Raw genomic sequence first — 20,064 nt, forward strand, 5'->3', positions numbered from 1 at the left:
ATAGCTGTTTTTGTATATTTGTTAATAGAACGAGTTAATATTAACGATTAAACGATTTAGTTATGAAAAAACGGCTATTATTTGCGATATTCTCATTTTTTATGATTTCAGCTATCGCACAGGAAAAAGAAGTAAATGTAGGTGACGTTTTTACAATCAACAGCATTTCTAAAAGTGATTTCAGCCACATTGAACTTCCAAGAAAGAACATCATTATTAAACGTGGCGGTGTTCCCGATTATAAAACAGTATTTAATAATGAAGTAGTGGTTACAGAAGTATCTACAAATAACGATGGGGAACAAATTGCACGTTTAAAAAGAACCGATGGAAGAAAGTTTTTTAGCAGCTTTCCAACCGTTACAGCAAATGTAAATAGAGCGTTGGAGGCGGAAGAACTTACTTTCTAAATTTCTTTAATGCATTTTTAGTTTCATGGGAAAGTACCAATTTACCAGATGTTTTCGCTCTTTCAACAAGTAGTGAATCCCAATGGTTGGTGTTTTCCCATAATATTCTTTTCATATCAAGAAGAGCTTCGGGATTGTAGCTAGCTAAGTTCGCACTTAAAATATCCACTTCTTTGTCCATTTCAGGAATAGTTTCAAATACTTTTGCATACAAGCCTCTTTCCTTCGCCCAATACGCATTTTTCCACTCCGTTCCCGCTAACGTTAGTTCCGCCAAAGAGGCAACACCCATTTTTCTTTCTACGGCTGGGGCAATTACAAACGGACCAATACCTATGGTTAATTCCGAAAGTTTCACGGCCGCAGCTTCCGTGGCAATGGCATAATCACAGGCGGCAACCAAACCAACACCGCCGCCAACCGTTTTTCCCTGCACCCGACCAATAATGAGTTTTCTACATTTTCGCATAGCATTAATTACATTTCCGAAACCTTCGAAGAATTTCTGTCCTTCTTCGGCATTGGTAATTGCTAATAACTCATCAAAAGATGCACCCGCACAAAAAGCTTTTTCACCTTCACTTTTCAAAATAATTATAGAAACCTTATCGTTTGCTGATAACTTATTGAATTCGGTAGCCAAACGCGAAAGTAATTCCGAAGGAAAAGAATTACTTGCTGGATGACCGAATTCTACTGTAGCAATGCGGTTTTCTATTTTAGTAAAGAGGCTTCCGTTGTTTCTATTTGTTGGCATGTTTTTATGTGTTTGGTTCATTCATTAAACCCTTTCATTTAGTTCATTGATCTTTAATTGTTTTTTTAAAGGTATTCATGAACCTCCTTCGTCGGTTTCTTTTGCTCGCCCAAAAGAAACGAAACAAAGAAAAAGGCGCCTTATCCCGAGGAATTTTTTCGACCATAAAGTCGAAAAACCATTTTCAAAACTCCGCGTCGCTTCCTACCTCAGCTCCTGTTCTCGGAGCTTTTGAAAATTATTCTTTGGATAAGGAAATTACAATCCAAATGTAGGGAAACTAAGCGGCATTTACATATTTCCTTCGGAATTTAATGACCAAAGCTAGTGAACGGACAAGCATCCAAACGAAGAAGGCAATCCAAATAGCGTAAAGTTTCATTCCGAAGTAATCAAAAATGAGTAACGCTGGGGTGAATCCTAGAAACGTTGCCGCGAGCAGTACATTCCGCAGGTATTTTGCCTCACCAAGACCTTTAAAAATTCCATCAAACATAAAAGCTACTGCATTTACCGGCTGCATGAGCAAGACCACCCAAAAAACGGATGAAAACAAAGCAAGAACTGTTTCCTCCTTATTGAAAAGTAATCCGATTTCATCATAGAAAACACCGCAAACAACCATTAAAATTACGGCTATAAAAATGGCATATTTACAAATATCGATACTCAAATTCCAAAGTCGGTTATATTCTTTCGCGCCCAGTAATCTTCCAGAAATAGCGTTACCCGCGTTGGCATAACCATCAATAAAAAAAGAGAAGAACAGCCAAATATTCATTAGAATACTTTGTGCTGCGATGTAGTTTTTTCCATAGTCGGTTGCATAGGCATTCGCCAGATAAATAGCGAAGTTCAAGGCGGCAGTCCGAACAAATAAATTAACGCTCATGAGAAGTAGGTTTTTCATTTGCGGATTAATTTTCCGACTAATTTTAAATCCGAATGGCGTTTTCTTCATATAAAAGTAAAGTGCCATTAGCAACATGGTAAATTGGGCACAAACACTAGCGTAACCCGCACCTTTCAAATGCATTGCAGGAATAAGTCCGTCGATTCCGTACACCAAAATATAATCTAAAACAATATTAACCGCTGCACCTGTTAAACTGCATTTCATGGCCCACAAGGTATTTTGCATTCCTCGAAAAACACCAAAAATGGCAAACGTAACCAACGTTAGGGGATAACCCATCGCTCGAATGGTGTAATATTCGGCGGTATATTGGAGTATTAATCCTTCAGCATTGTAAAGGCTAAAAATTTCCGTAGCTATCAAAGCCGTACTCAAATAAATAACAACGCTTAACAACAGATTAAAAAACAACGCCTGGGGAACCAATGTTTTAACCGCATGCAAGCGTTTACCCCCGAAATGCTGTGAAACAATTGCCGAAATAGCTGTTTTGGTTTGGGCTACAATCCAAATAATAGCCGAAAGAAAAGAACCTACAATGCCCGCTGCCGCCAAAGCTTCGACCGGATTTTTCTCTACATTTCCTATGATAGCGATATCGGTTAACGAAATCAATGGTTCTGCAATGCCTGCAATAATAGCAGGAATAGCCAATGTATTGATTTCTTTAAAGGTTACCTTGGGTGTTTTCAATAGAGTAGTTTCATTAAAACTTTGTGCAAAAATAAGAAACCTTTTTGCTTAAACCTTTTTGGATTGAGCTTTGTGGGCGGTATGGATATCTACAAAAACAAAAAACCACCGCTATGTAGCGGTGGTTTTTGATGTGGAGCATATCGGAGTCGAACCGATGACCTCTACACTGCCAGTGTAGCGCTCTAGCCAGCTGAGCTAATGCCCCATTTGTTTGGGATGTCAAAATTATATTTTTTTTTGATATCTCCACTAAAAAAGTATCTTTTATTCACTTAAAAAACAAATCCAACAAATTGTCTTGTAACTTACAGAAGACTAATCCCTCCTCCCTTTTAAGAAAAGAATAACACCATGCATTTTTAACTCTCTCGATTTGCTATTAATTTTAGAAAAAACTTGAAATAAATGGACTTAAAAGGAAAAGTTGCCTATATAACAGGCGGAACGAAAGGAATAGGATACGGAGTCGCAGAAGCGCTTCTAAAACAAGGTATGAAAGTTGCTATTAGTGGTCGAAAATTGGAAGATGCCGAAAAAGCCGCTAAAAGCTTAAGTAGCGATGATAGTTTGGTTTTGGGACTTTCTTCGGATGTTACGAAGCTAGAAAATGAAAAAGAAGCCGTAAAAAAGATTTTGGATAAATTTGGACAATTGGATGTCGTTCTCGCTAATGCCGGACTTGGGCATTATGCTCCGGTAGACGAGCTTACTGATGAAGAATGGCACCAAATGATAGACACCAACCTCAATGGTGTTTTTCATACCTTGAAAGCATCGGTGGAGGCCTTAAAACAATCAAAAGGATATTACATGACCTTAGCTAGTTTGGCGGGAACCAATTTCTTTGCCAATGGAGCGGGTTACAATGCCACCAAATTTGGTGTAGTTGGTTTTACACAGGCTGCCATGCTCGATTTAAGAAAGTACGACATAAAGGTTTCAACCATTATGCCAGGTTCTGTGGCTACGCATTTTAATAACAACACGCCTTCTGAAAAGGATGCTTGGAAGATTCAACCGGAAGATATCGGACAAATGGTGGTGGATCTATTAAATATGCACCCAAGAACATTACCGAGTAAAATTGAGGTTAGACCTTCTAGACCTGATAAAAAATAGAACTTGTTTAAAAAAAACCTCCGAAAGTAACTTTTTACTTTCGGAGGTTTTCTTTTTTTTAAATTTTTATCTCTAAGCAAACTGAAAGTCTGCAAATTTTTCTTCTACCTCATCAAATGCAGCAAATACATCGGCTGCGTCATCGCTGGTAACCATTTTCATTCGGTATTCTTTAAAATGAGGAATCCCTTTAAAATAATTAGTGTAGTGTCTTCTGGTTTCAAAAACCCCTAATTTCTCTCCTTTCCAGTCGATAGACATCTGTAAATGGCGACGGGCGGCTTTTACACGCTCTTCAATGGTCGGAGGCGCCAAATGCTCCCCCGTTTTAAAGTAATGCTTTACTTCTTTAAAAAACCATGGGTAACCAATACTCGCCCTTCCAATCATCGCTCCGTCAAGACCATATTCATCGCGCATTTTCATTGCCATTTCTGGAGTATCTACATCACCGTTCCCAAAAACAGGAATATGCATTCGGGGATTATTTTTAACTTCAGCAATAGGTGCCCAGTTTGCGCTCCCTTTATACATTTGAACCCTTGTACGGCCGTGGATGGAAATCGCTTTTATCCCCACATCTTGAAGTCTTTCGGCAACATCAACTATTTTAATGGTTTCTGAATCCCACCCCAAACGTGTTTTTACCGTTACCGGAAGATTGGTTCGCTTTACCATTTCTTCAGTAAGCTTTACCATCAAAGGAATATCTTTTAAAATACCGGCACCGGCATTTTTACTTACAACTTTTTTTACGGGACAACCAAAGTTGATATCAATAATATCTGGATTGGATTTCTCAACAATATCAATGGCTTGCAGCATGGAGTCGAGCTCCGCACCGAAGATTTGAATTCCCACTGGTCGTTCCTTCTCGTAGATGTCTAATTTCTGAACACTTTTTGCCGCATCACGAATTAATCCTTCCGAAGAAATAAACTCCGTATAAACCACATCTGCCCCTTGTTCTTTGCACAATGCACGAAAAGGTGGGTCACTCACATCTTCCATCGGTGCTAATAACAAAGGAAAGTCCCCTACATCTATCGATCCAATTTTTGCCACAATTATATTAGTTTAAGCGTTCGTATTCAGGTGCAAAGATAAGTATTTAAGGTGAGTTCGAAATAACCTACCTTAGAATATACAAGCATATATGGAATTAGAATGACTTGAAGCTTTTTGATTTCTGTATTGACATTAAAAAATATCCTTTTTGTCGAGGTAAATCAATCCGCTTGTGTTTTCATTTAGAATACGTTTGGTACGTAAATAACGGTTCAAGTTATATTCATCAAAATTCTCAGCATTCTTGTCAACACTACTAATATGAACCCTTCCGGCGGAATGAATAAACTCGTTGTTGCCAATCCACATTCCTACATGAATAACTCTTTCTTTGGAGTCCTCCGTGGCCTTTTTTCCGAAGAAAAGAAGGTCTCCAGGTTGCAACTTGCTAAAATCTTTACTGTCATCTACCAAAATACCTTCGTGGATTTGTTGAGAAGCATCCCTTGGGATTACCATTCCGTTTAAGAAATAAATAGTTTTAGTAAAACCGCTGCAATCCACTCCTTTTGGTGAAGTTCCACCCCATAAATACGGCAGCCCCATCAAGGTTTTAGAGGTAGCCACCAAACCTTCTTTTGTATGCGGTAACGCTTCCATCCATTCTTGGTAAGGAGTCCCTTCTTCTTGACTAACAAAAGCAGTTCTTCCGTCGGGATAAGTGACTTTGTAAAAATCGTTTTCCTCGCCTTCCAGACGCAAAATATTACCCGCTACGATATCTGAAATTACTTGCGAATCTGTATTCGCCTCCGCATACGAGCTACCAGAAGTTTTGGTATAAATTATTTTTTCTGAAGCCTTCCAAGCCGCAAAGGTTTCTTTATCCATAGGCTCCACGCCACCGTAATCCACCCAAGCAATGTATTTATCTGGTGTTTGGATTAAATACCAACTTCCTTCTTTTTTTAGCACGTTCACAGGCATTCCCAACGTTCCTTGCGTAACCAATTCTGCCGAATGTTTGGGTGCTCCCCTTAAATTAGCGGCCGAAATTTTAATTACCCCTTGCGTTTTTCCTTCCAAGTTTTCCGAAGGCAAAATGGCTACACTATCTACAAATGTTATGTTTTCTTCCTTTAATTTTTGCTGAAGTTTTTCAACCGCTTTAGGAATATTAGAATTGCCCTTTAAAACATAACCGTTTTCCGACTTTTCAGCTTCCACATCAAATAAAGCAACGCGCTTATCAGGTGCAAATTCCTCCTTTACGGAAGAAATAATCGGACTCACTTCATTGGCTTCTGCTTTGTTCTCTTCAGGAGTATTACAAGCAAACAACGAAACGGTTATCAGCAATAGGCAAAACAATTTTCTTACTAACATGGTATTCATATTTAAAAAATAAACTACATCGAAACTACAAATTAACTTCATTTTTATTGAAATTCCGTTTTAATACCATTTATAATTAGAATTTACCGTAATAAAACACCCTTTTTTCCTTTCTAGCTCATTATAAAAAGAAACCGTAACTAAGGCTATGCTTTATTTTTCTAATTCCTATAAAGAAAAAAAATTAGTATTTTCTTTTACAGTAAATTCTAAGCACAAATGGTATAAGCGATAAAATAGTACAATTTATCTTTCTAATATTCCTTTATTACTTATCCCAGCGTTTTAAATTGGTTATATTTGCTGATTGAAAATTTGCATTGATAAACGGCTATGAAGCACATTAGAAACTTTTGTATTATCGCTCACATCGACCACGGAAAGAGCACGTTGGCGGACAGGTTGTTGGATTTCACGGGATCGGTTACCGAGCGAGAAAAAAAGGAACAACTTTTAGATAGTATGGATTTGGAGCGTGAACGTGGAATTACCATTAAGAGTCACGCCATCCAAATGGATTACACATATAAAGGGGAACAATATATTTTAAACCTTATTGATACTCCCGGACACGTAGATTTTTCTTATGAAGTTTCCCGTTCCATCGCTGCTTGCGAGGGAGCTTTACTTGTAGTGGATGCCGCACAGAGCATTCAGGCACAAACCATTTCCAATTTGTATTTGGCTTTGGAAAACGATCTGGAAATCATTCCCGTGCTTAACAAAATAGATTTACCAAGTGCCAATCCAGAAGAAGTAACCGACGATATTGTAGATTTACTTGGTTGCGAACCAGAAGATATTATTCCTGCGAGTGCAAAGACCGGATTGGGAATTGAAGAAATTTTATCGGCTATTATTGAAAGAGTTCCTGCTCCAAAAGGGAATCCAGATGAGCCTTTGCAGGCGTTGATTTTTGACTCGGTTTACAATCCGTTTCGAGGAGTAGAGACTTATTTTAGGGTTATCAATGGTGAGATTTCCAAAAACCAGAAGATTAAATTTTTGGCAACCGGAAAAACATACGATGCAGACGAAGTAGGTACATTGAAACTGATTCAACACCCTAAAAAAGTCGTTAAAACCGGAGACGTGGGGTATTTAATTACTGGAATTAAAGATGCCCGCGAGGTGAAAGTTGGAGATACCATTACCGATGCTGCCAACCCAACCAAAAATATGATTGAAGGGTTTGAAAACGTAAAACCAATGGTATTTGCTGGAATTTACCCTGTAGATACTGAAGATTATGAAGAATTACGCGGGGCAATGGAAAAATTGCAATTGAACGATGCTTCACTGGTTTTCGCGCCCGAAAGTTCGGCAGCGCTTGGTTTCGGTTTCCGTTGTGGATTCTTGGGAATGCTTCACTTGGAAATTATTCAGGAGCGTTTAGAGCGCGAATTTGATATGACCGTAATTACTACCGTTCCCAACGTAAGTTACCATGCGTACACCAAGAAAAACCCCGATGAGCAAATTATTGTAAACAACCCATCGGATCTTCCCGACCCGTCCAGTATGGACCGTGTGGAAGAACCATTTATAAAAGCGAGCATTATAACCAAAGCCGATTTTGTTGGTCCGGTTATGTCTCTTTGTATTGAAAAAAGAGGTGTGATTACCAATCAAACATATTTAACGCCAGAGCGTGTGGAGCTTTCTTTTGATATGCCTTTGGCGGAAATTGTATTCGATTTCTACGACCGATTAAAAACCGTTTCCAAAGGATATGCTTCTTTTGACTATTCGCCTATTGGTATGCGCGCTTCAAAATTGGTAAAAGTGGATGTTCTTATTAACGGAAACTCCGTAGATGCCCTGTCAGCATTAATTCACGCCGATAATGCTTATACCATTGGAAAGAAAATGGTAGAAAAATTAAGGGAGTTGATACCAAGGCAACAGTTTGATATTCCTATTCAAGCGGCCATTGGCGCCAAAATTATTTCCCGTGAGACTGTAAAAGCCTTACGAAAAGACGTTACCGCAAAATGTTACGGAGGAGATATCTCGCGTAAAAGAAAGCTATTGGAAAAGCAGAAAAAAGGTAAAAAACGTATGCGCCAAGTAGGAAATGTAGAAATCCCTCAGCAAGCGTTTATGGCGGTATTGAAACTGAATGATTAAGGAAGCATCGTTTGTCTCCTGAAGATTAGATACTAAAAAAGAGTCTATTGCAACAGGTTAATTCGTTGCAATAGGCTCTTTTTTTTTTAGTAATAGTTGCTTTACTTTTTCGCTCCGAAGTCAAAATCAAAGTCGAAATCACCCAAAGTACAAACTCCTTCGGCGACTTCTTCAAAACTTTCGCCCTCTAAATCTACAATTTCAGTTTCACCTCCGACTGAAACCGACATGGTGCCGTTTCCTTCGTCACACAGCGTAATTTCTTCTCCGTTAAAATAGTCACAGGTTCTACAGTTGTTTCCGCCGTCATCATCTCCAGAACAAGCGATTGAGGCACTTAGCATAGCCATGCTTACCATAGAGCAGATTGTTTTTTTCATGGTTGTTGGTTTTAAGTTGTTTACACTACAATAACCGAAAATAAATACAATTACTTTTCTTTTTGTTGTGAAATAGTGCTTTTTGTATGGAAATTTTATGAATGACAAACATTACGTTTTAGGAAATTAAATTCACTGTTCATGCTGACTATACTTTATTTTATACCTTTCCCTAAGGAAGCCACTCTATTTAGCCACTCCTTTCTAAAATCCGAAGTTGAATTTTTAATAGGAGCTATGTAAGTTGTTTTAACCGGATCAATGCCACAAAACTGCAAAGTTCCTTTTTTAAACTGATGTATCGCTGGCCTTTTCATTATTAAAAAGTCGTACCATTTTGGAGTATCGGCAGTAATGATTAGCCGCGCAGATTTCCCTTTTAAGAGCTTTTCCGGTAATGGTTTATCAGCTAATGGTAGATACGTTATTCCCGGTAGAAAAGTTCTATCGATAAAGCCTTTCATTAAAGCAGGTAAGCTATACCACCACATGGGAAAAAACCATACAATATGGTCGGCTTCTTTTATTTTATCTATGGCGTGAACCAAGTCAGGTTCTAATTCCGTTCTTTTTCGGTAACCAAATTTTAAGTTAGGATCAAAATCCAATTCAGCAATGTTAATTTGACTGAGTGTTACACCTGTTTTACTTGCTCCATTTCTGTAAGCCGCCGATAAAGCGTAATTAAAGCTTTCTTTATCTGGATGTCCATTTATTATAAGTACATTTTTCATAGTAGTTCTAAAGTTTTTACAAAGAACCCGACTATGACACTTTTTTAAAAGGACATTTGTCTAATACGAAATTGATTTTCTTATTCTGCTTAAATGTCTTTGGGTGATGCCCAAATATGAAGAAAGAAAATTAAGGGGAATTAATTGTAAATATTCAGGATGATTGGTGAGTAGATTACGGTAACGGTTCTCAGCTGTTTCCTTTTGAAGCATGAAAATCCTTTTTTCCATTTTAACGTACTCCTGCTCTGCGATAACTTTAGAAAACTTAATCCAATTGGCACTTGACTGCTCTAATTTTAAGATTTCTTCTTTTGAAATGGTTACTATTTCAACATCCGTTAAGGCTTGAATGTTCTCAACCGTTTTGTTTCCAGTTATAAATGAAGAATAGGCGGTTACAAACGAATTTGAAAAACTAAAGCAATAAGTTACTTCTTCTTCGGACGAGGAATGATAAAACGACCGAAACAAACCACTGATAATAAACCCCACTTCGTTGCAAACTTGACCTTCTTTTATAAAAAAGTGTCCTTTTTTAAGGGTTTTAGCAACTCCTTTCTTTTCAAATTCATCGATTTCATCTTCGGTTAAAAAGCCAAATGCTGCCAAAAAATTTCTCATATTTTTTTGATCACTGTTGAGATAGGATTCTATTTTTATAGCTTCATTAGCTATTCAACTTACAATAACCAAAAAATAATTATGATTATCAATGGTTTGTTGTTCAGATGTCGTTGGCTTTTTTTGGATAGAATACTCTTGTCTGCTCTCAAAGCTAAGTGTGAGCATCCTCAAAAATATGGCATAACTAATCATACAAATTATTTAAATAGTCTTTTTCTTCCGATAATCGCTCCAGTTTTATCGCAACCGGAATAGAATCGTTTACAACACCGTTGATACTGAAGTCTTTTCTATCAAACCGACCAATAATATTACTAATTTCATTCATCGGTGGTTTAAAAAACATTCTAACCTCTCTTTTATAAATTGAATAACCTCCGTAATAGACTGTGTCATTTACTGAAATTACAGTTTGATGATTATGTTCGAAAAATAGCATTGGCTCCGACCCAAATTTCCCTTTTGTAATGTCTAAGTCTGCATTATTCACTTTGAAACTATTAATTTTATAGCTTCCAGTTACTGTATCGTCTACCGTAGATTTTAAGTTGTAAGCATAAATCCCATAACCAATAGGTAAAATGATTATATACAGAAAAGGGAGTTTGCTAACGAACTTATTTTTCTTGGAAAGTAATGATTTTTTAAACCTACCACCATTAAGAATAAAAAATTGATAAATATCTTTTCTGTATTCCAGTAACAATAGAATAGTAAGAACGAAATCTACAGTTATGTGGATAATAGCAAAGGAGATATCAAACTCTATATTTAGTATTAAAATATTTAAACAGACACCAAAAGATAGCAACAAGGCAATCAATCTAGTACGCTTAAAAACAATCAAGATCCCAATTAATAGCTCTGTTAAGCCAATAAAAATGTTATAATTAAGAGATCGTCCAAAAAACGACCACATATGTTGATATTTGGATATTTCTGCTAGTGGCATAAATGATTCGTAATGTAGAATTCTAAATTGCATGAATAGCAATTTTGGAATTCCAAAACATATCATTTTTATTGAGAGATAATAAATGGCTAGATATCTTAAAACAGCGAAAGCGTTGTTTACAAGTTTTGATTTCAATTGGTTGTGTTGCTTTTGGTAGAATTAATATGTAATACTTTATTAGATAATCGCTTACACCCACTTAATGAGTTTTATAATGTGTGAAAATAAAGCGATATACGATTAAAGATAGCAAAAAATGAATATGTTATCGTCACAAATACATTATGGCTTTCCTTGTATAAAAATAGTTAACAAATAAATTTTCAGTCATTAAGTATCTTGATGCCCTTCGATACGTAGGGTTTTCGGGGCGCAAATCATTATTCATTTGATACCCAAGAACAACACTATGATGCTATCAAAAGATGAACATTTAACTTTTTGAACTGAGCTAGTGATTTTCATAGGAGCCATTGTCGCAACCAGTTTTATTCTAGAAATAGCTGAAGAAATCTTAGATCTAACCATTTATCAAATTTATATCCTACCTCTTTAAAAGTTCCTATTTCTTTAAACCCAAACTTTTTATGAAATTCGAAACTCCTATCATTTGAACCATCTACTCCTGCTATCATTGTGTGATAACCACCATCTTTAGCCATTTTTATCAATTTTGATAGGATTAGTTTCCCAATTCCAGTTCCTCTTGAGTTTTTGTTTACGTAAACTGAATGCTCAACACTAAACTGATAAGCCGCCCAAGGTCTAAAGATTCCATAAGTGCCGAAACCAACTACTTTATTGTTGTTTTCGGCTACGATTACTGGCATTCCATCTGCTTTTTTTTGTTCAAACCATATGAATTGCTGATCATAAGTCCTCTCTTTATAATCGTAGAGCACAGTTGAATGGAGAATTTGGTAATTCACAATCTCTAGGATTTCATGTATGTCTCTATTTTCAGCTCTACGAATTTCTATTTCCATTTCTCTTAAATTAGCTACAACGGTCCAGTATAACCGCCAGTTACGGGTTAATATGCGTTAATTTTCGGTTAAGCACAGACGTTAGCAATTCAGAGTGGATTCGGACGTAGTCGAATCCGCCGTAATTGCTGTTATACATTGTTGTAACACGTTTTTTATTCATTTAGATTATCAATTATGTGTTCAGTCAGATAATCATTTTTTTTATCCAGAAATATGATTGTCGGTCCGTATACATTGTTAATTGCAAGAAGTCCATATTTCTCACTAAATAAAATCGGTCCAGTTGCATCATCTGCATAATCTAATGTATCATAATAGTCAAACACCAATCCTTGAAGTTCATCATTTGTGAAAGGCTTTTTGCTAGTTTTCACAAACTTGTCAAATCCGAAAAGAAGAGTGTCAGCATCAATTATTTTGTTTATCGCTATCGTTTTTGTTGTATCAATATGATTTACGTATTTAAAATTCAGTGTGTTTTCCGTTTTTTTGAAAGTCAAATTAAACTTTTCATTTTTCGGTTCTGCTCCAAAGAATATTATTGCATTCATTTCAGATTTCCATTCAGAGTTTTTGTCAGAGCATCCGAAACAAATAGTAAATATCAATATGTAAGTTAATAGGTTTCTCAAAATGTGTTACAACGATTTATATCCACAACAACACCCACTCCAAAGGCAACAATAACCGCTTCCTGTGTTGCAATATCCGCTCATTTTACTGCAAGGTCCGCTCTTTCCGCTGCAATATGCGCTCCTTGGACTGCAATATCCACTCGGCGGACTGCAAGGCCTGCTCCGAAGGCTGCAATATCCTCTCCGTGCGTTGCAAGACCCACTCGGCGGACTGCAAGGCCCGCTCGGTGCATTGCATAAACTGTTAAAATTTCAATTTAAGCCTTCACCCCTTCAATTTCGTACTGCCCGTTGGAATCTACCAAAACATGGTAGTCCAAAAACTTTTCTTCGGATGGGTTATAAAAAGTGACTTTAAATGCTAAACGGTTTTTGGAGGAGGCTTTTTCATCTATGTGGAAATCCTGCATATAGGAGGCATTCCAAAAATCGGTATTCTCATTTCGAAAAAGTTCTTTGGTTATTTTAGTGTCCAACACCAATTGGTTTTCAAAATAAACGAGAATATCGGAGTGAAAATCGTAGTACTCAGTTTTATGGAATTGATTTACGCGATCTTTTTCAATCTTGTAAACCCTGGATTGCAAATGCGTAAAATAGGTGGTGGAAGCGCTAAACCCGTTTGCTAAAATAGAATCGGTCTTTACTTCAGCATAGCCTTCGGGAATGGTTTTGTGGGAATATTCATAAGAAGCTAATTGCGGATTCTTGGTAAAAAGTTGGTTCCCTTGGTTGCGCTGTCGGGTTTGGTCGCATCCCGAAAGTCCGATTATTAATATCAGTAGAAAAACAGCTTGTACAAAGAGGTTTCGCAGCATGTTCTATTCGGTTTTAACTTCTTCTTTTGCCTCCTCGTCTTCCTCATTGCCATTGTTCATTCCCATTACGTCCATCGGCTTTCCTAAATACACCAACTTGTTGCCTTCTTTTATCTTCATATCTTTAATATAAGAAGCAATGATATGAAGTTCGCCATCATTATCTTTTATAAAAATCGGAATGGCATCTTTTTCATTGTTCAGCATTTCAATATCCTGATAAAACTGCTCTTGGGACTGTAATTCTACCTCGTTAATTTTAGGATAATCCCTCGCTACTTCGCTTAAATTGATATAATCGTCTTTCTTAGAAAACAATAAATCTACCCGATCTACTTGATGGCTTTTCATTTCTTCTGGGGTAATCAACCTAAATGCGCCATTTTCCCCAAGCTGATCTTTAAAGCGTTCAATCGCGTGTTTATTTACCTCTTCACTGGCCGTTAATGCCATGAGGTACCCAATGTCATTCAGTTCGATATTATTGGTAAGATCATCAGAAAAAATATTAGCCTCTTCGGCATCAAGATCCATTCCTTTGGCGCGTTCTACATTTTCCTTATTACTATCAATAAGCGCCACATGGCGGCCGCTTTTTTGTAAATATTTAGCGATAATCCTAGACACTTCCGAAGCACCTACAATTAAAATCCCAGTAGATTCTTTTAAGAAAACACCCGATATTTTAGCAAACAAACGGGCGGTAGTAGCGTTTAAAAGCACCGTTCCCAACACAATCATAAACACCAACGGTGTAATGTATTCTGCACCGGGCTCACCTTCCAGCACCAGTCGGTTACCAAAAAGAGATGCAATACCGGCAGCCACAATACCTCGCGGCCCTACCCAACTGATAAATGCTTTTTCATTGAATTTGAGTCCGGAGTGAATGGTACTCATCATAACACCAAGTGGCCGTATTAAAAACACAACACATCCGAAGAGAATAAGCGTGTTCCAATTATAAATTAAGTACAGATCCTGCATATTTATATTTGCTGAAAGCAGAATAAACAGGATGGAAATGAGAAGAACACTTAGGGATTCCTTAAAATAAAGGAGTTCTTTAATATTTGGTAAATCTATATTTCCTAACACCATCCCCATAACCACTACGGAAAGTAAACCCGATTCATGAGCAAATTGTTCTGAAAGCACATACACTCCCAATACAAAAGACAGGGAAACCACATTCATTAAAAAATGGGGAATGGCTTTCTTTTTTAATGCGAAATAAAGCGCATAAGCAAAAGAAAAACCAATGGAAAAACCAACCACCACCGTTTTACCGAATTCTATAAAAGCCTGTTGCGTATACTCAGAACCTTTTCCTACAGAAATAAACTCAAATACCAATACGGCGGCTACGGCTCCGATCGGGTCAATAAGAATACCTTCCCATTTAAGCACTGCCGAGACATCCTTTTTCAATGGAATATTTCTTAAAATAGGCGTAATTACGGTAGGCCCGGTAACAATAATTAAAGCGGCAAACAAGAAAGAAACAGGCCAACTTAGATCGAATAAGAAATGTGAGGCGAGTCCGGCTCCTAAAAAAGTAATGATGGTTCCCACAGTAATTAACTTAAAAATTACAGGGCCAACATTTAGTACTTCGTTTCGCTTTAGGGTCAATCCGCCCTCAAAAAGAATAACACTAATGGCCAAAGAAACAAAGTGGAAAAGTCCTTCTCCAGGGAACAGTCCTTTATCCAATTGCGGATTCCAAATAGGTTCTATAAGCTTTGTGCCGTCTTCTGTAAAAAGCGTAGAAATAGGCCCAACAAAAATCCCAATTAAAATTAAAGGTAAAATTGCAGGGATTTTAAACCTCCATGCCACCCATTGTGCAACAATCCCCAAAATTACAATTCCAGCAAGCTCTAACATATATTTCTTGAATGATTAGCGAATATAACTTCTATAAAGTATAAAAATGTTAAAAAACATTTAATAAAACAAGTGTTTATCTCGATTGTTATTCCCTTTTCTTAATTTGCGTTGCTTTATAATCTAAAGAACTTTAATGAAGTTATACACCATTGAAACCGGAAATTTTAAATTAGACGGTGGAGCCATGTTTGGCGTGGTTCCAAAATCTATTTGGAATAAAACAAATCCGGCGGATAAAAATAATATGATTGATATTGCGGCTAGATCCCTTTTAATTGAAGATGGCGATCGGCTAATCCTTATAGACACTGGGATGGGCAATAAACAATCCGATAAATTTTTCGGGTATTACTATCTATGGGGAGACGATAATATTGATAAATCGTTGACAGCTCACGGCTTTCATCGAGACGATATTACCGATGTATTTTTAACCCACCTTCATTTTGACCATTGTGGTGGAAGTATTCAGATAAATCAAAAAGGAACTTTAGAACCCGCATTTAAAAATGCGCGCTATTGGAGCAACGAGGATCACTGGGAATGGGCAACAAAACCCAATGCTAGGGAAAAAGCTTCGTTTTTAAAAGAGAATATTCTTCCTATTCAAGAAAGTGGTCAACTCCATTTTTTACCGGTGCCGGAAAACAATTTCCTAAAAGACTCGTCTCTTGGTTTTGATGTCCTGTTTGTAAACGGCCATACCGATAAGCAAATGATTCCGCACATAACCTATCAAGGCAAAACATTGGTTTTTATGGCAGATTTGCTACCCACGGTAGGGCACATTCCACTGCCATTTGTAATGGGATACGACACCAGACCTTTGCTAACTTTGGAAGAGAAAAAGCAGTTTTTGGATACCGCTGTTGATAATAATTACTATCTATTTTTAGAGCACGACGCCCATAATGAAATATGCACGCTTCAACAAACCGAAAAAGGCGCACGATTGAAAGAAACCCTCAAATTTAAAGAATTATATAACTAAATACTGAAAAATGAACATTAGAAAATCTGTTGCATCCTGCGCGATCGCAACAACCCTTTTTGCAGGTTGTGGATCTCCTGCCATCTTATTAACACCAGAAGAAAATATAGATACGGTACATCTTAAAGTTGAGGAACTTACTGATGAGCAACTGAAACATTGGGGACACGATGACCTCCTACAAGATACCATCCCGGGTATGAGTGTAGATAAAGCCTATGCTGAAATATTCAATAAAATAGATGCGCTCCAACCTACTACCGTTATTGTTGGAGTATTGGATTCGGGGATAGATATTGAACACCCAGATCTTAAAAACGTACTTTGGACAAACGAAGATGAAATTCCTGGAAACGGAATCGATGATGATAAAAATGGATATGTTGATGATATTCACGGTTGGAACTTCTTAGGAGAGGCTAACAACGAGCAATTGGAGTTTGTACGTATTTTAGCAAAAGGAGACGATGGTTCTGAAATGTACCAAAGAGCGAAAGCAGAATACGACAAAAAATATGAAGAAGCCGTACAGAACAAAACAAGATACGAGCAATTACTTCAAAATGTAACGCAGGCTGACAAATTACTTCAGGAAGAGTTGGGTAAAGAAACTTATACTGCGGAAGATTTAAACAATATTTCTTCGGAAGATCCAATGGTACAGCAAGCAGCCGCTGCCATGGCTAGAATGTTCACTTTTGAAGACTCTGTTGAAGGACTTAAAAAAGAACTTAAAGGAGGAATTGAGCACTTTACAGATCAGCTTAATTACAACTTGAACAAAGATTTCGACGGAAGAAGCATTGTTGGTGACAATCCAGACGATATTACTGACCTAGATTACGGAAACAATGATGTAATTGGTGATAAAGACCATGCAAAGCACGGTACTCACGTAGCTGGAATTATCGCTGCACAGCGTAACAACGGAATTGGCATGGACGGTGTTGCAGACCATGTTGAAATTATGGCAGTAAGAACAGTACCAAACGGAGATGAGTATGATAAAGATGTGGCATTGGCTATTCGCTACGCAGTAGACAACGGCGCTAAAGTTATCAACGGAAGTTTTGGTAAATATTATTCTCCACACAAAGAATGGGTTTGGGAAGCTATAAAATATGCAGCTTCTAAAGATGTGCTTATCATTAAAGCGGCTGGAAATGAGTCTTTCGACATTGATGAAAACAACGTTTATCCAAACGACAGTGAAAATAACAGCCCAGAGGTAGCAGATAACTTTTTAACTGTTGGTGCTCTAAACTATAAATACGGACCAGAAATGGTGGCTACTTTTTCTAACTTCGGAAAGAATAACGTAGATGTATTTGCACCTGGAACTAAAATTTATTCTACCGTTCCTAATAACGAATATGAGTATTTACAAGGAACTTCTATGGCAGCACCTGGTGTAGCTGGTGTAGCGGCATTGATAAGAGCTTATTTCCCAAAACTTAAAGCGGGACAGGTAAAGAAAATTATCATGCAGTCTGGACTTACCTCATCGGCTAATGTTATTTTGGGTGGAAACCCTAATTACAAAAAACCGTTTAAGGAAGCTTCAAAATCGGGTAAAATGGTGAATTTATATAACGCCATGATCCTTGCCGATAAAGTTGCCAACGGTAAAGCGAAATTATAATCTAAAACCCCAAAGGTTTTGAAAACCTTTGGGGTTTTTAGCTAAAAATTAAACCTTATGAAACGAACTTTTTTAACTTCAATTGGCCTTAGTGTAGTAATGCTTTCGCAAGTATTTGCAACTACGCCAAGAAATTCTTCAGAAGAAGGTAATGAAGCCGCTCCAAATTCAACTACGTACTGGCAACAGCATGTAGATTACAAAATGGAGGTGGAGATGAATGTGAAAAACTTTCAATATACAGGAACACAGGAATTGAAATACACTAACAATTCTCCTGATACTTTACAGACCGTTTTTTATCATTTGTTCTTCAACGCTTTTCAACCGGGGAGCGAAATGGACGTAAGAAGCAGAACGATTGCAGACCCCGATAAAAGGGTTGGCGACCGCATCAGCAAATTATCTCCTTCAGAAATAGGTTACTTAAAAGTAAATAGTCTTAAGCAAGATGGTACTGCAATTCAGTATAATGAAGAAGGGACTATTTTAGAAGTTAGACTTAACAAACCTATTTTGCCTGGACAAACCGTAAACTTCGATATGGAGTTTGCAGGACAAGTGCCACAGCAAATTAGACGTAGCGGAAGAAATAATGCGGAAGGTGTTGCGCTTTCCATGACGCAGTGGTACCCAAAAATGGCAGAATACGACTTTGAAGGTTGGCATCCAGACCCATATATTGGGCGTGAATTTCAAGGTGTTTGGGGCGATTTTGACGTAAAATTGACCATCGATAAGGATTATGTCGTAGGTGGAACCGGGTATTTACAAAACCCTGAAGAAATAGGACACGGCTATTTACCAGCTGGCAAGGAACCGAAAAAGATGAAAGGAAAAACGCTTACTTGGCATTTTGTAGCGCCAAAAGTGCACGATTTTGCATGGGGAGCAGACCCTGATTTTATCCACGATACTTTAGAAACCCCAAGCGGAACTACGCTTCATTTCTTTTATAAAGACAACGATGAAATAAAGGAAAACTGGAAGAATTTACAGCCTAAAACAGCTGAAATGCTTGCGTTTTACAACCAGTATATTGGAAAATATCCATACAAACAATACTCGGTGATTCAAGGTGGTGACGGTGGTATGGAATACGCCATGTGTACCCTTATTACTGGAGAGCGAAAATTCGGCAGTCTGGTGGGGGTTACCGCACATGAGTTTGCACACTCTTGGTTTCAGCATTTGTTGGCCACCAACGAATCGAAACACGAATGGATGGATGAAGGTTTCACTTCTTTTATTTCTGATTTGTGCATGAATAAAATAATGGATGAAAACAAACCAAATCCATTTGAAGGGGCTTATAAAAACTACATTTACTTGGCAAATTCCGGAAAGGAACAACCACAGACCACACATGCCGACCGATATATTTATAATCAAGCTTATGGGATTTCTGCATACAGCAAAGGAGAAGTGTTTTTGGCACAATTGGGGTATGTAATCGGGCAGGATAAATTGCTAGAAACTATTCAACGCTACTATCAGGATTTTAAATTTAAGCACCCTACCCCTAACGATTTTAAGCGTACCGCTGAAAAAGTTTCGGGAATGCAATTGGATTGGTATTTAACCGATTGGACAAAAACAACGAACACGATTGATTACGGATTTAAAAATGTTACTGAAGAAGATGGCACTATAAAAGTTGAAATGGAACGAATTGGCCTCATGCCAATGCCTATAGATGTAATGGTTTTTTACAACGATGGTTCCATGAAGTATTTTTATGCACCACTCAGAATGATGCATGGGGAGAAAGGGAATCCGTTTGAAGTGGAAAGAACCGTTTTGCCAGATTGGCCTTGGGCTTTCCCAACCTATGATTTTTCTTTTGAAGGTAAATTAAGCGATATTCAAGCGATTGTTATCGACCCATCGGAATTAATGGCCGATGTGGATAGAAGCAATAATACCTTTCAACCAGAATAACAAATTTTAGTCAAACTGAGCAGGCTCA

Annotated in this window: 18 protein-coding genes and 1 tRNA gene; 6 read left to right on the forward strand and 13 right to left on the reverse strand. The window is 37.5% G+C overall.

What is annotated here, in order from left to right; genetic code table 11:
* Positions 1 to 62: 62 nt before the first annotated feature.
* Positions 63 to 410 carry a hypothetical protein gene (locus NDQ75_RS03995; RefSeq protein WP_202028081.1) on the forward strand — a complete coding sequence of 116 codons (348 nt, stop codon included), beginning with the start codon at positions 63 to 65 and terminating at the stop codon, positions 408 to 410.
* Here NDQ75_RS03995 and NDQ75_RS04000 read toward each other — a convergent pair.
* The 3 genes from NDQ75_RS04000 to NDQ75_RS04010 form a co-directional block, all read right to left on the reverse strand.
* Entirely contained in the window at positions 400 to 1,167 is a 768-nt protein-coding gene (locus NDQ75_RS04000; RefSeq protein ID WP_202028082.1) for an enoyl-CoA hydratase/isomerase family protein, read from the reverse strand. The genes NDQ75_RS03995 and NDQ75_RS04000 overlap by 11 nt on opposite strands.
* Before the next feature lie 280 nt (positions 1,168 to 1,447).
* Positions 1,448 to 2,776, reverse strand: a complete 1,329-nt coding sequence (locus NDQ75_RS04005) for an MATE family efflux transporter (protein ID WP_202028083.1) — start codon at positions 2,774 to 2,776, stop codon at positions 1,448 to 1,450.
* Positions 2,777 to 2,910: 134 nt separating this feature from the next.
* Positions 2,911 to 2,984, reverse strand: a tRNA-Ala gene (locus NDQ75_RS04010).
* Between the two features lie 200 nt (positions 2,985 to 3,184).
* Here NDQ75_RS04010 and NDQ75_RS04015 point away from each other — a divergent pair.
* Positions 3,185 to 3,898, forward strand: coding sequence for an SDR family oxidoreductase (locus NDQ75_RS04015; protein ID WP_202028084.1), 714 nt, complete (start codon positions 3,185 to 3,187; stop codon positions 3,896 to 3,898).
* A gap of 72 nt (positions 3,899 to 3,970) precedes the next feature.
* Here NDQ75_RS04015 and dusB read toward each other — a convergent pair whose 3' ends face one another.
* Positions 3,971 to 4,963 (reverse strand): tRNA dihydrouridine synthase DusB, encoded by a 993-nt coding sequence (gene dusB, locus NDQ75_RS04020; protein WP_202028085.1) that lies wholly within the window; start codon positions 4,961 to 4,963, stop codon positions 3,971 to 3,973.
* Positions 4,964 to 5,098: 135 nt separating this feature from the next.
* The gene (locus NDQ75_RS04025) at positions 5,099 to 6,292 is read right to left on the reverse strand and encodes a C40 family peptidase (protein WP_202028086.1); all 1,194 of its coding nucleotides are present in this window, start codon (positions 6,290 to 6,292) and stop codon (positions 5,099 to 5,101) included.
* A 342-nt stretch (positions 6,293 to 6,634) separates the two neighbouring features.
* Here NDQ75_RS04025 and lepA point away from each other — a divergent pair, with 342 nt between their 5' ends.
* Complete coding sequence (lepA, locus tag NDQ75_RS04030; RefSeq protein ID WP_202028087.1) at positions 6,635 to 8,431, forward strand: translation elongation factor 4; 1,797 nt, start codon at positions 6,635 to 6,637, stop codon at positions 8,429 to 8,431.
* A 101-nt stretch (positions 8,432 to 8,532) separates the two neighbouring features.
* Here the strand turns inward: lepA and NDQ75_RS04035 are convergent, their stop codons facing one another.
* From NDQ75_RS04035 to NDQ75_RS04070, 8 genes are all read right to left on the reverse strand, one after another.
* Entirely contained in the window at positions 8,533 to 8,811 is a 279-nt protein-coding gene (locus tag NDQ75_RS04035) for a hypothetical protein (RefSeq protein WP_202028088.1), read from the reverse strand.
* A 155-nt stretch (positions 8,812 to 8,966) separates the two neighbouring features.
* A complete protein-coding gene (locus NDQ75_RS04040) occupies positions 8,967 to 9,545 on the reverse strand; it encodes an NAD(P)H-dependent oxidoreductase (RefSeq protein WP_202028089.1) in 579 nt (192 codons plus the stop codon).
* Between the two features lie 60 nt (positions 9,546 to 9,605).
* On the reverse strand, positions 9,606 to 10,169 hold the full coding sequence (locus tag NDQ75_RS04045; RefSeq protein WP_202028090.1) for a Crp/Fnr family transcriptional regulator: 564 nt from the start codon (positions 10,167 to 10,169) through the stop codon (positions 9,606 to 9,608).
* Between the two features lie 187 nt (positions 10,170 to 10,356).
* Positions 10,357 to 11,157, reverse strand: a complete 801-nt coding sequence (locus NDQ75_RS04050) for a hypothetical protein (RefSeq protein ID WP_242513654.1) — start codon at positions 11,155 to 11,157, stop codon at positions 10,357 to 10,359.
* 458 nt (positions 11,158 to 11,615) lie between these two features.
* A complete protein-coding gene (locus tag NDQ75_RS04055; RefSeq protein ID WP_202028092.1) occupies positions 11,616 to 12,113 on the reverse strand; it encodes a GNAT family N-acetyltransferase in 498 nt (165 codons plus the stop codon).
* A gap of 155 nt (positions 12,114 to 12,268) precedes the next feature.
* Positions 12,269 to 12,667 carry a hypothetical protein gene (locus NDQ75_RS04060; RefSeq protein ID WP_202028093.1) on the reverse strand — a complete coding sequence of 133 codons (399 nt, stop codon included), beginning with the start codon at positions 12,665 to 12,667 and terminating at the stop codon, positions 12,269 to 12,271.
* A 341-nt stretch (positions 12,668 to 13,008) separates the two neighbouring features.
* A complete protein-coding gene (locus NDQ75_RS04065; protein WP_202028094.1) occupies positions 13,009 to 13,569 on the reverse strand; it encodes a hypothetical protein in 561 nt (186 codons plus the stop codon).
* A gap of 3 nt (positions 13,570 to 13,572) precedes the next feature.
* Positions 13,573 to 15,459 carry a cation:proton antiporter gene (locus tag NDQ75_RS04070; RefSeq protein ID WP_202028095.1) on the reverse strand — a complete coding sequence of 629 codons (1,887 nt, stop codon included), beginning with the start codon at positions 15,457 to 15,459 and terminating at the stop codon, positions 13,573 to 13,575.
* A 136-nt stretch (positions 15,460 to 15,595) separates the two neighbouring features.
* On the opposite strand from NDQ75_RS04070, the gene NDQ75_RS04075 reads away from it, so the two are divergent.
* The 3 genes from NDQ75_RS04075 to NDQ75_RS04085 are packed head-to-tail and all read left to right on the forward strand — an operon-like array spanning position 15,596 to position 20,036.
* Positions 15,596 to 16,453, forward strand: coding sequence for an MBL fold metallo-hydrolase (locus NDQ75_RS04075; RefSeq protein ID WP_202028096.1), 858 nt, complete (start codon positions 15,596 to 15,598; stop codon positions 16,451 to 16,453).
* A 10-nt stretch (positions 16,454 to 16,463) separates the two neighbouring features.
* Positions 16,464 to 18,095, forward strand: coding sequence for a S8 family peptidase (locus NDQ75_RS04080; protein ID WP_202028097.1), 1,632 nt, complete (start codon positions 16,464 to 16,466; stop codon positions 18,093 to 18,095).
* Positions 18,096 to 18,152: 57 nt separating this feature from the next.
* A complete protein-coding gene (locus tag NDQ75_RS04085; protein ID WP_202028098.1) occupies positions 18,153 to 20,036 on the forward strand; it encodes a M1 family metallopeptidase in 1,884 nt (627 codons plus the stop codon).
* The last annotated feature ends 28 nt before the right edge of the window (positions 20,037 to 20,064 follow it).

Origin of the sequence: Galbibacter mesophilus (genome assembly GCF_023721415.1) — a bacterium.
In the GTDB taxonomy this organism is placed as follows: domain Bacteria; phylum Bacteroidota; class Bacteroidia; order Flavobacteriales; family Flavobacteriaceae; genus Galbibacter; species Galbibacter mesophilus.

Bases quoted from the DNA above. Each gene is read 5' to 3' on its own strand.
- NDQ75_RS04015 (WP_202028084.1), top strand. From the start codon at position 3,185: ATGGACTTAAAAGGAAAAGTTGCCTATATAACAGGCGGAACGAAAGGA.
- NDQ75_RS04040 (WP_202028089.1), bottom strand. From the start codon at position 9,545: ATGAAAAATGTACTTATAATAAATGGACATCCAGATAAAGAAAGCTTT.
- NDQ75_RS04075 (WP_202028096.1), top strand. From the start codon at position 15,596: ATGAAGTTATACACCATTGAAACCGGAAATTTTAAATTAGACGGTGGA.
- NDQ75_RS04050 (WP_242513654.1), bottom strand. From the start codon at position 11,157: ATGCAATTTAGAATTCTACATTACGAATCATTTATGCCACTAGCAGAA.
- lepA (WP_202028087.1), top strand. From the start codon at position 6,635: ATGAAGCACATTAGAAACTTTTGTATTATCGCTCACATCGACCACGGA.
- NDQ75_RS04085 (WP_202028098.1), top strand. From the start codon at position 18,153: ATGAAACGAACTTTTTTAACTTCAATTGGCCTTAGTGTAGTAATGCTT.
- NDQ75_RS04080 (WP_202028097.1), top strand. From the start codon at position 16,464: ATGAACATTAGAAAATCTGTTGCATCCTGCGCGATCGCAACAACCCTT.
- NDQ75_RS03995 (WP_202028081.1), top strand. From the start codon at position 63: ATGAAAAAACGGCTATTATTTGCGATATTCTCATTTTTTATGATTTCA.
- NDQ75_RS04045 (WP_202028090.1), bottom strand. From the start codon at position 10,169: ATGAGAAATTTTTTGGCAGCATTTGGCTTTTTAACCGAAGATGAAATC.
- NDQ75_RS04025 (WP_202028086.1), bottom strand. From the start codon at position 6,292: ATGTTAGTAAGAAAATTGTTTTGCCTATTGCTGATAACCGTTTCGTTG.
- NDQ75_RS04060 (WP_202028093.1), bottom strand. From the start codon at position 12,667: ATGAATGCAATAATATTCTTTGGAGCAGAACCGAAAAATGAAAAGTTT.
- NDQ75_RS04065 (WP_202028094.1), bottom strand. From the start codon at position 13,569: ATGCTGCGAAACCTCTTTGTACAAGCTGTTTTTCTACTGATATTAATA.
- NDQ75_RS04035 (WP_202028088.1), bottom strand. From the start codon at position 8,811: ATGAAAAAAACAATCTGCTCTATGGTAAGCATGGCTATGCTAAGTGCC.
- NDQ75_RS04070 (WP_202028095.1), bottom strand. From the start codon at position 15,459: ATGTTAGAGCTTGCTGGAATTGTAATTTTGGGGATTGTTGCACAATGG.
- NDQ75_RS04055 (WP_202028092.1), bottom strand. From the start codon at position 12,113: ATGGAAATAGAAATTCGTAGAGCTGAAAATAGAGACATACATGAAATC.
- NDQ75_RS04000 (WP_202028082.1), bottom strand. From the start codon at position 1,167: ATGCCAACAAATAGAAACAACGGAAGCCTCTTTACTAAAATAGAAAAC.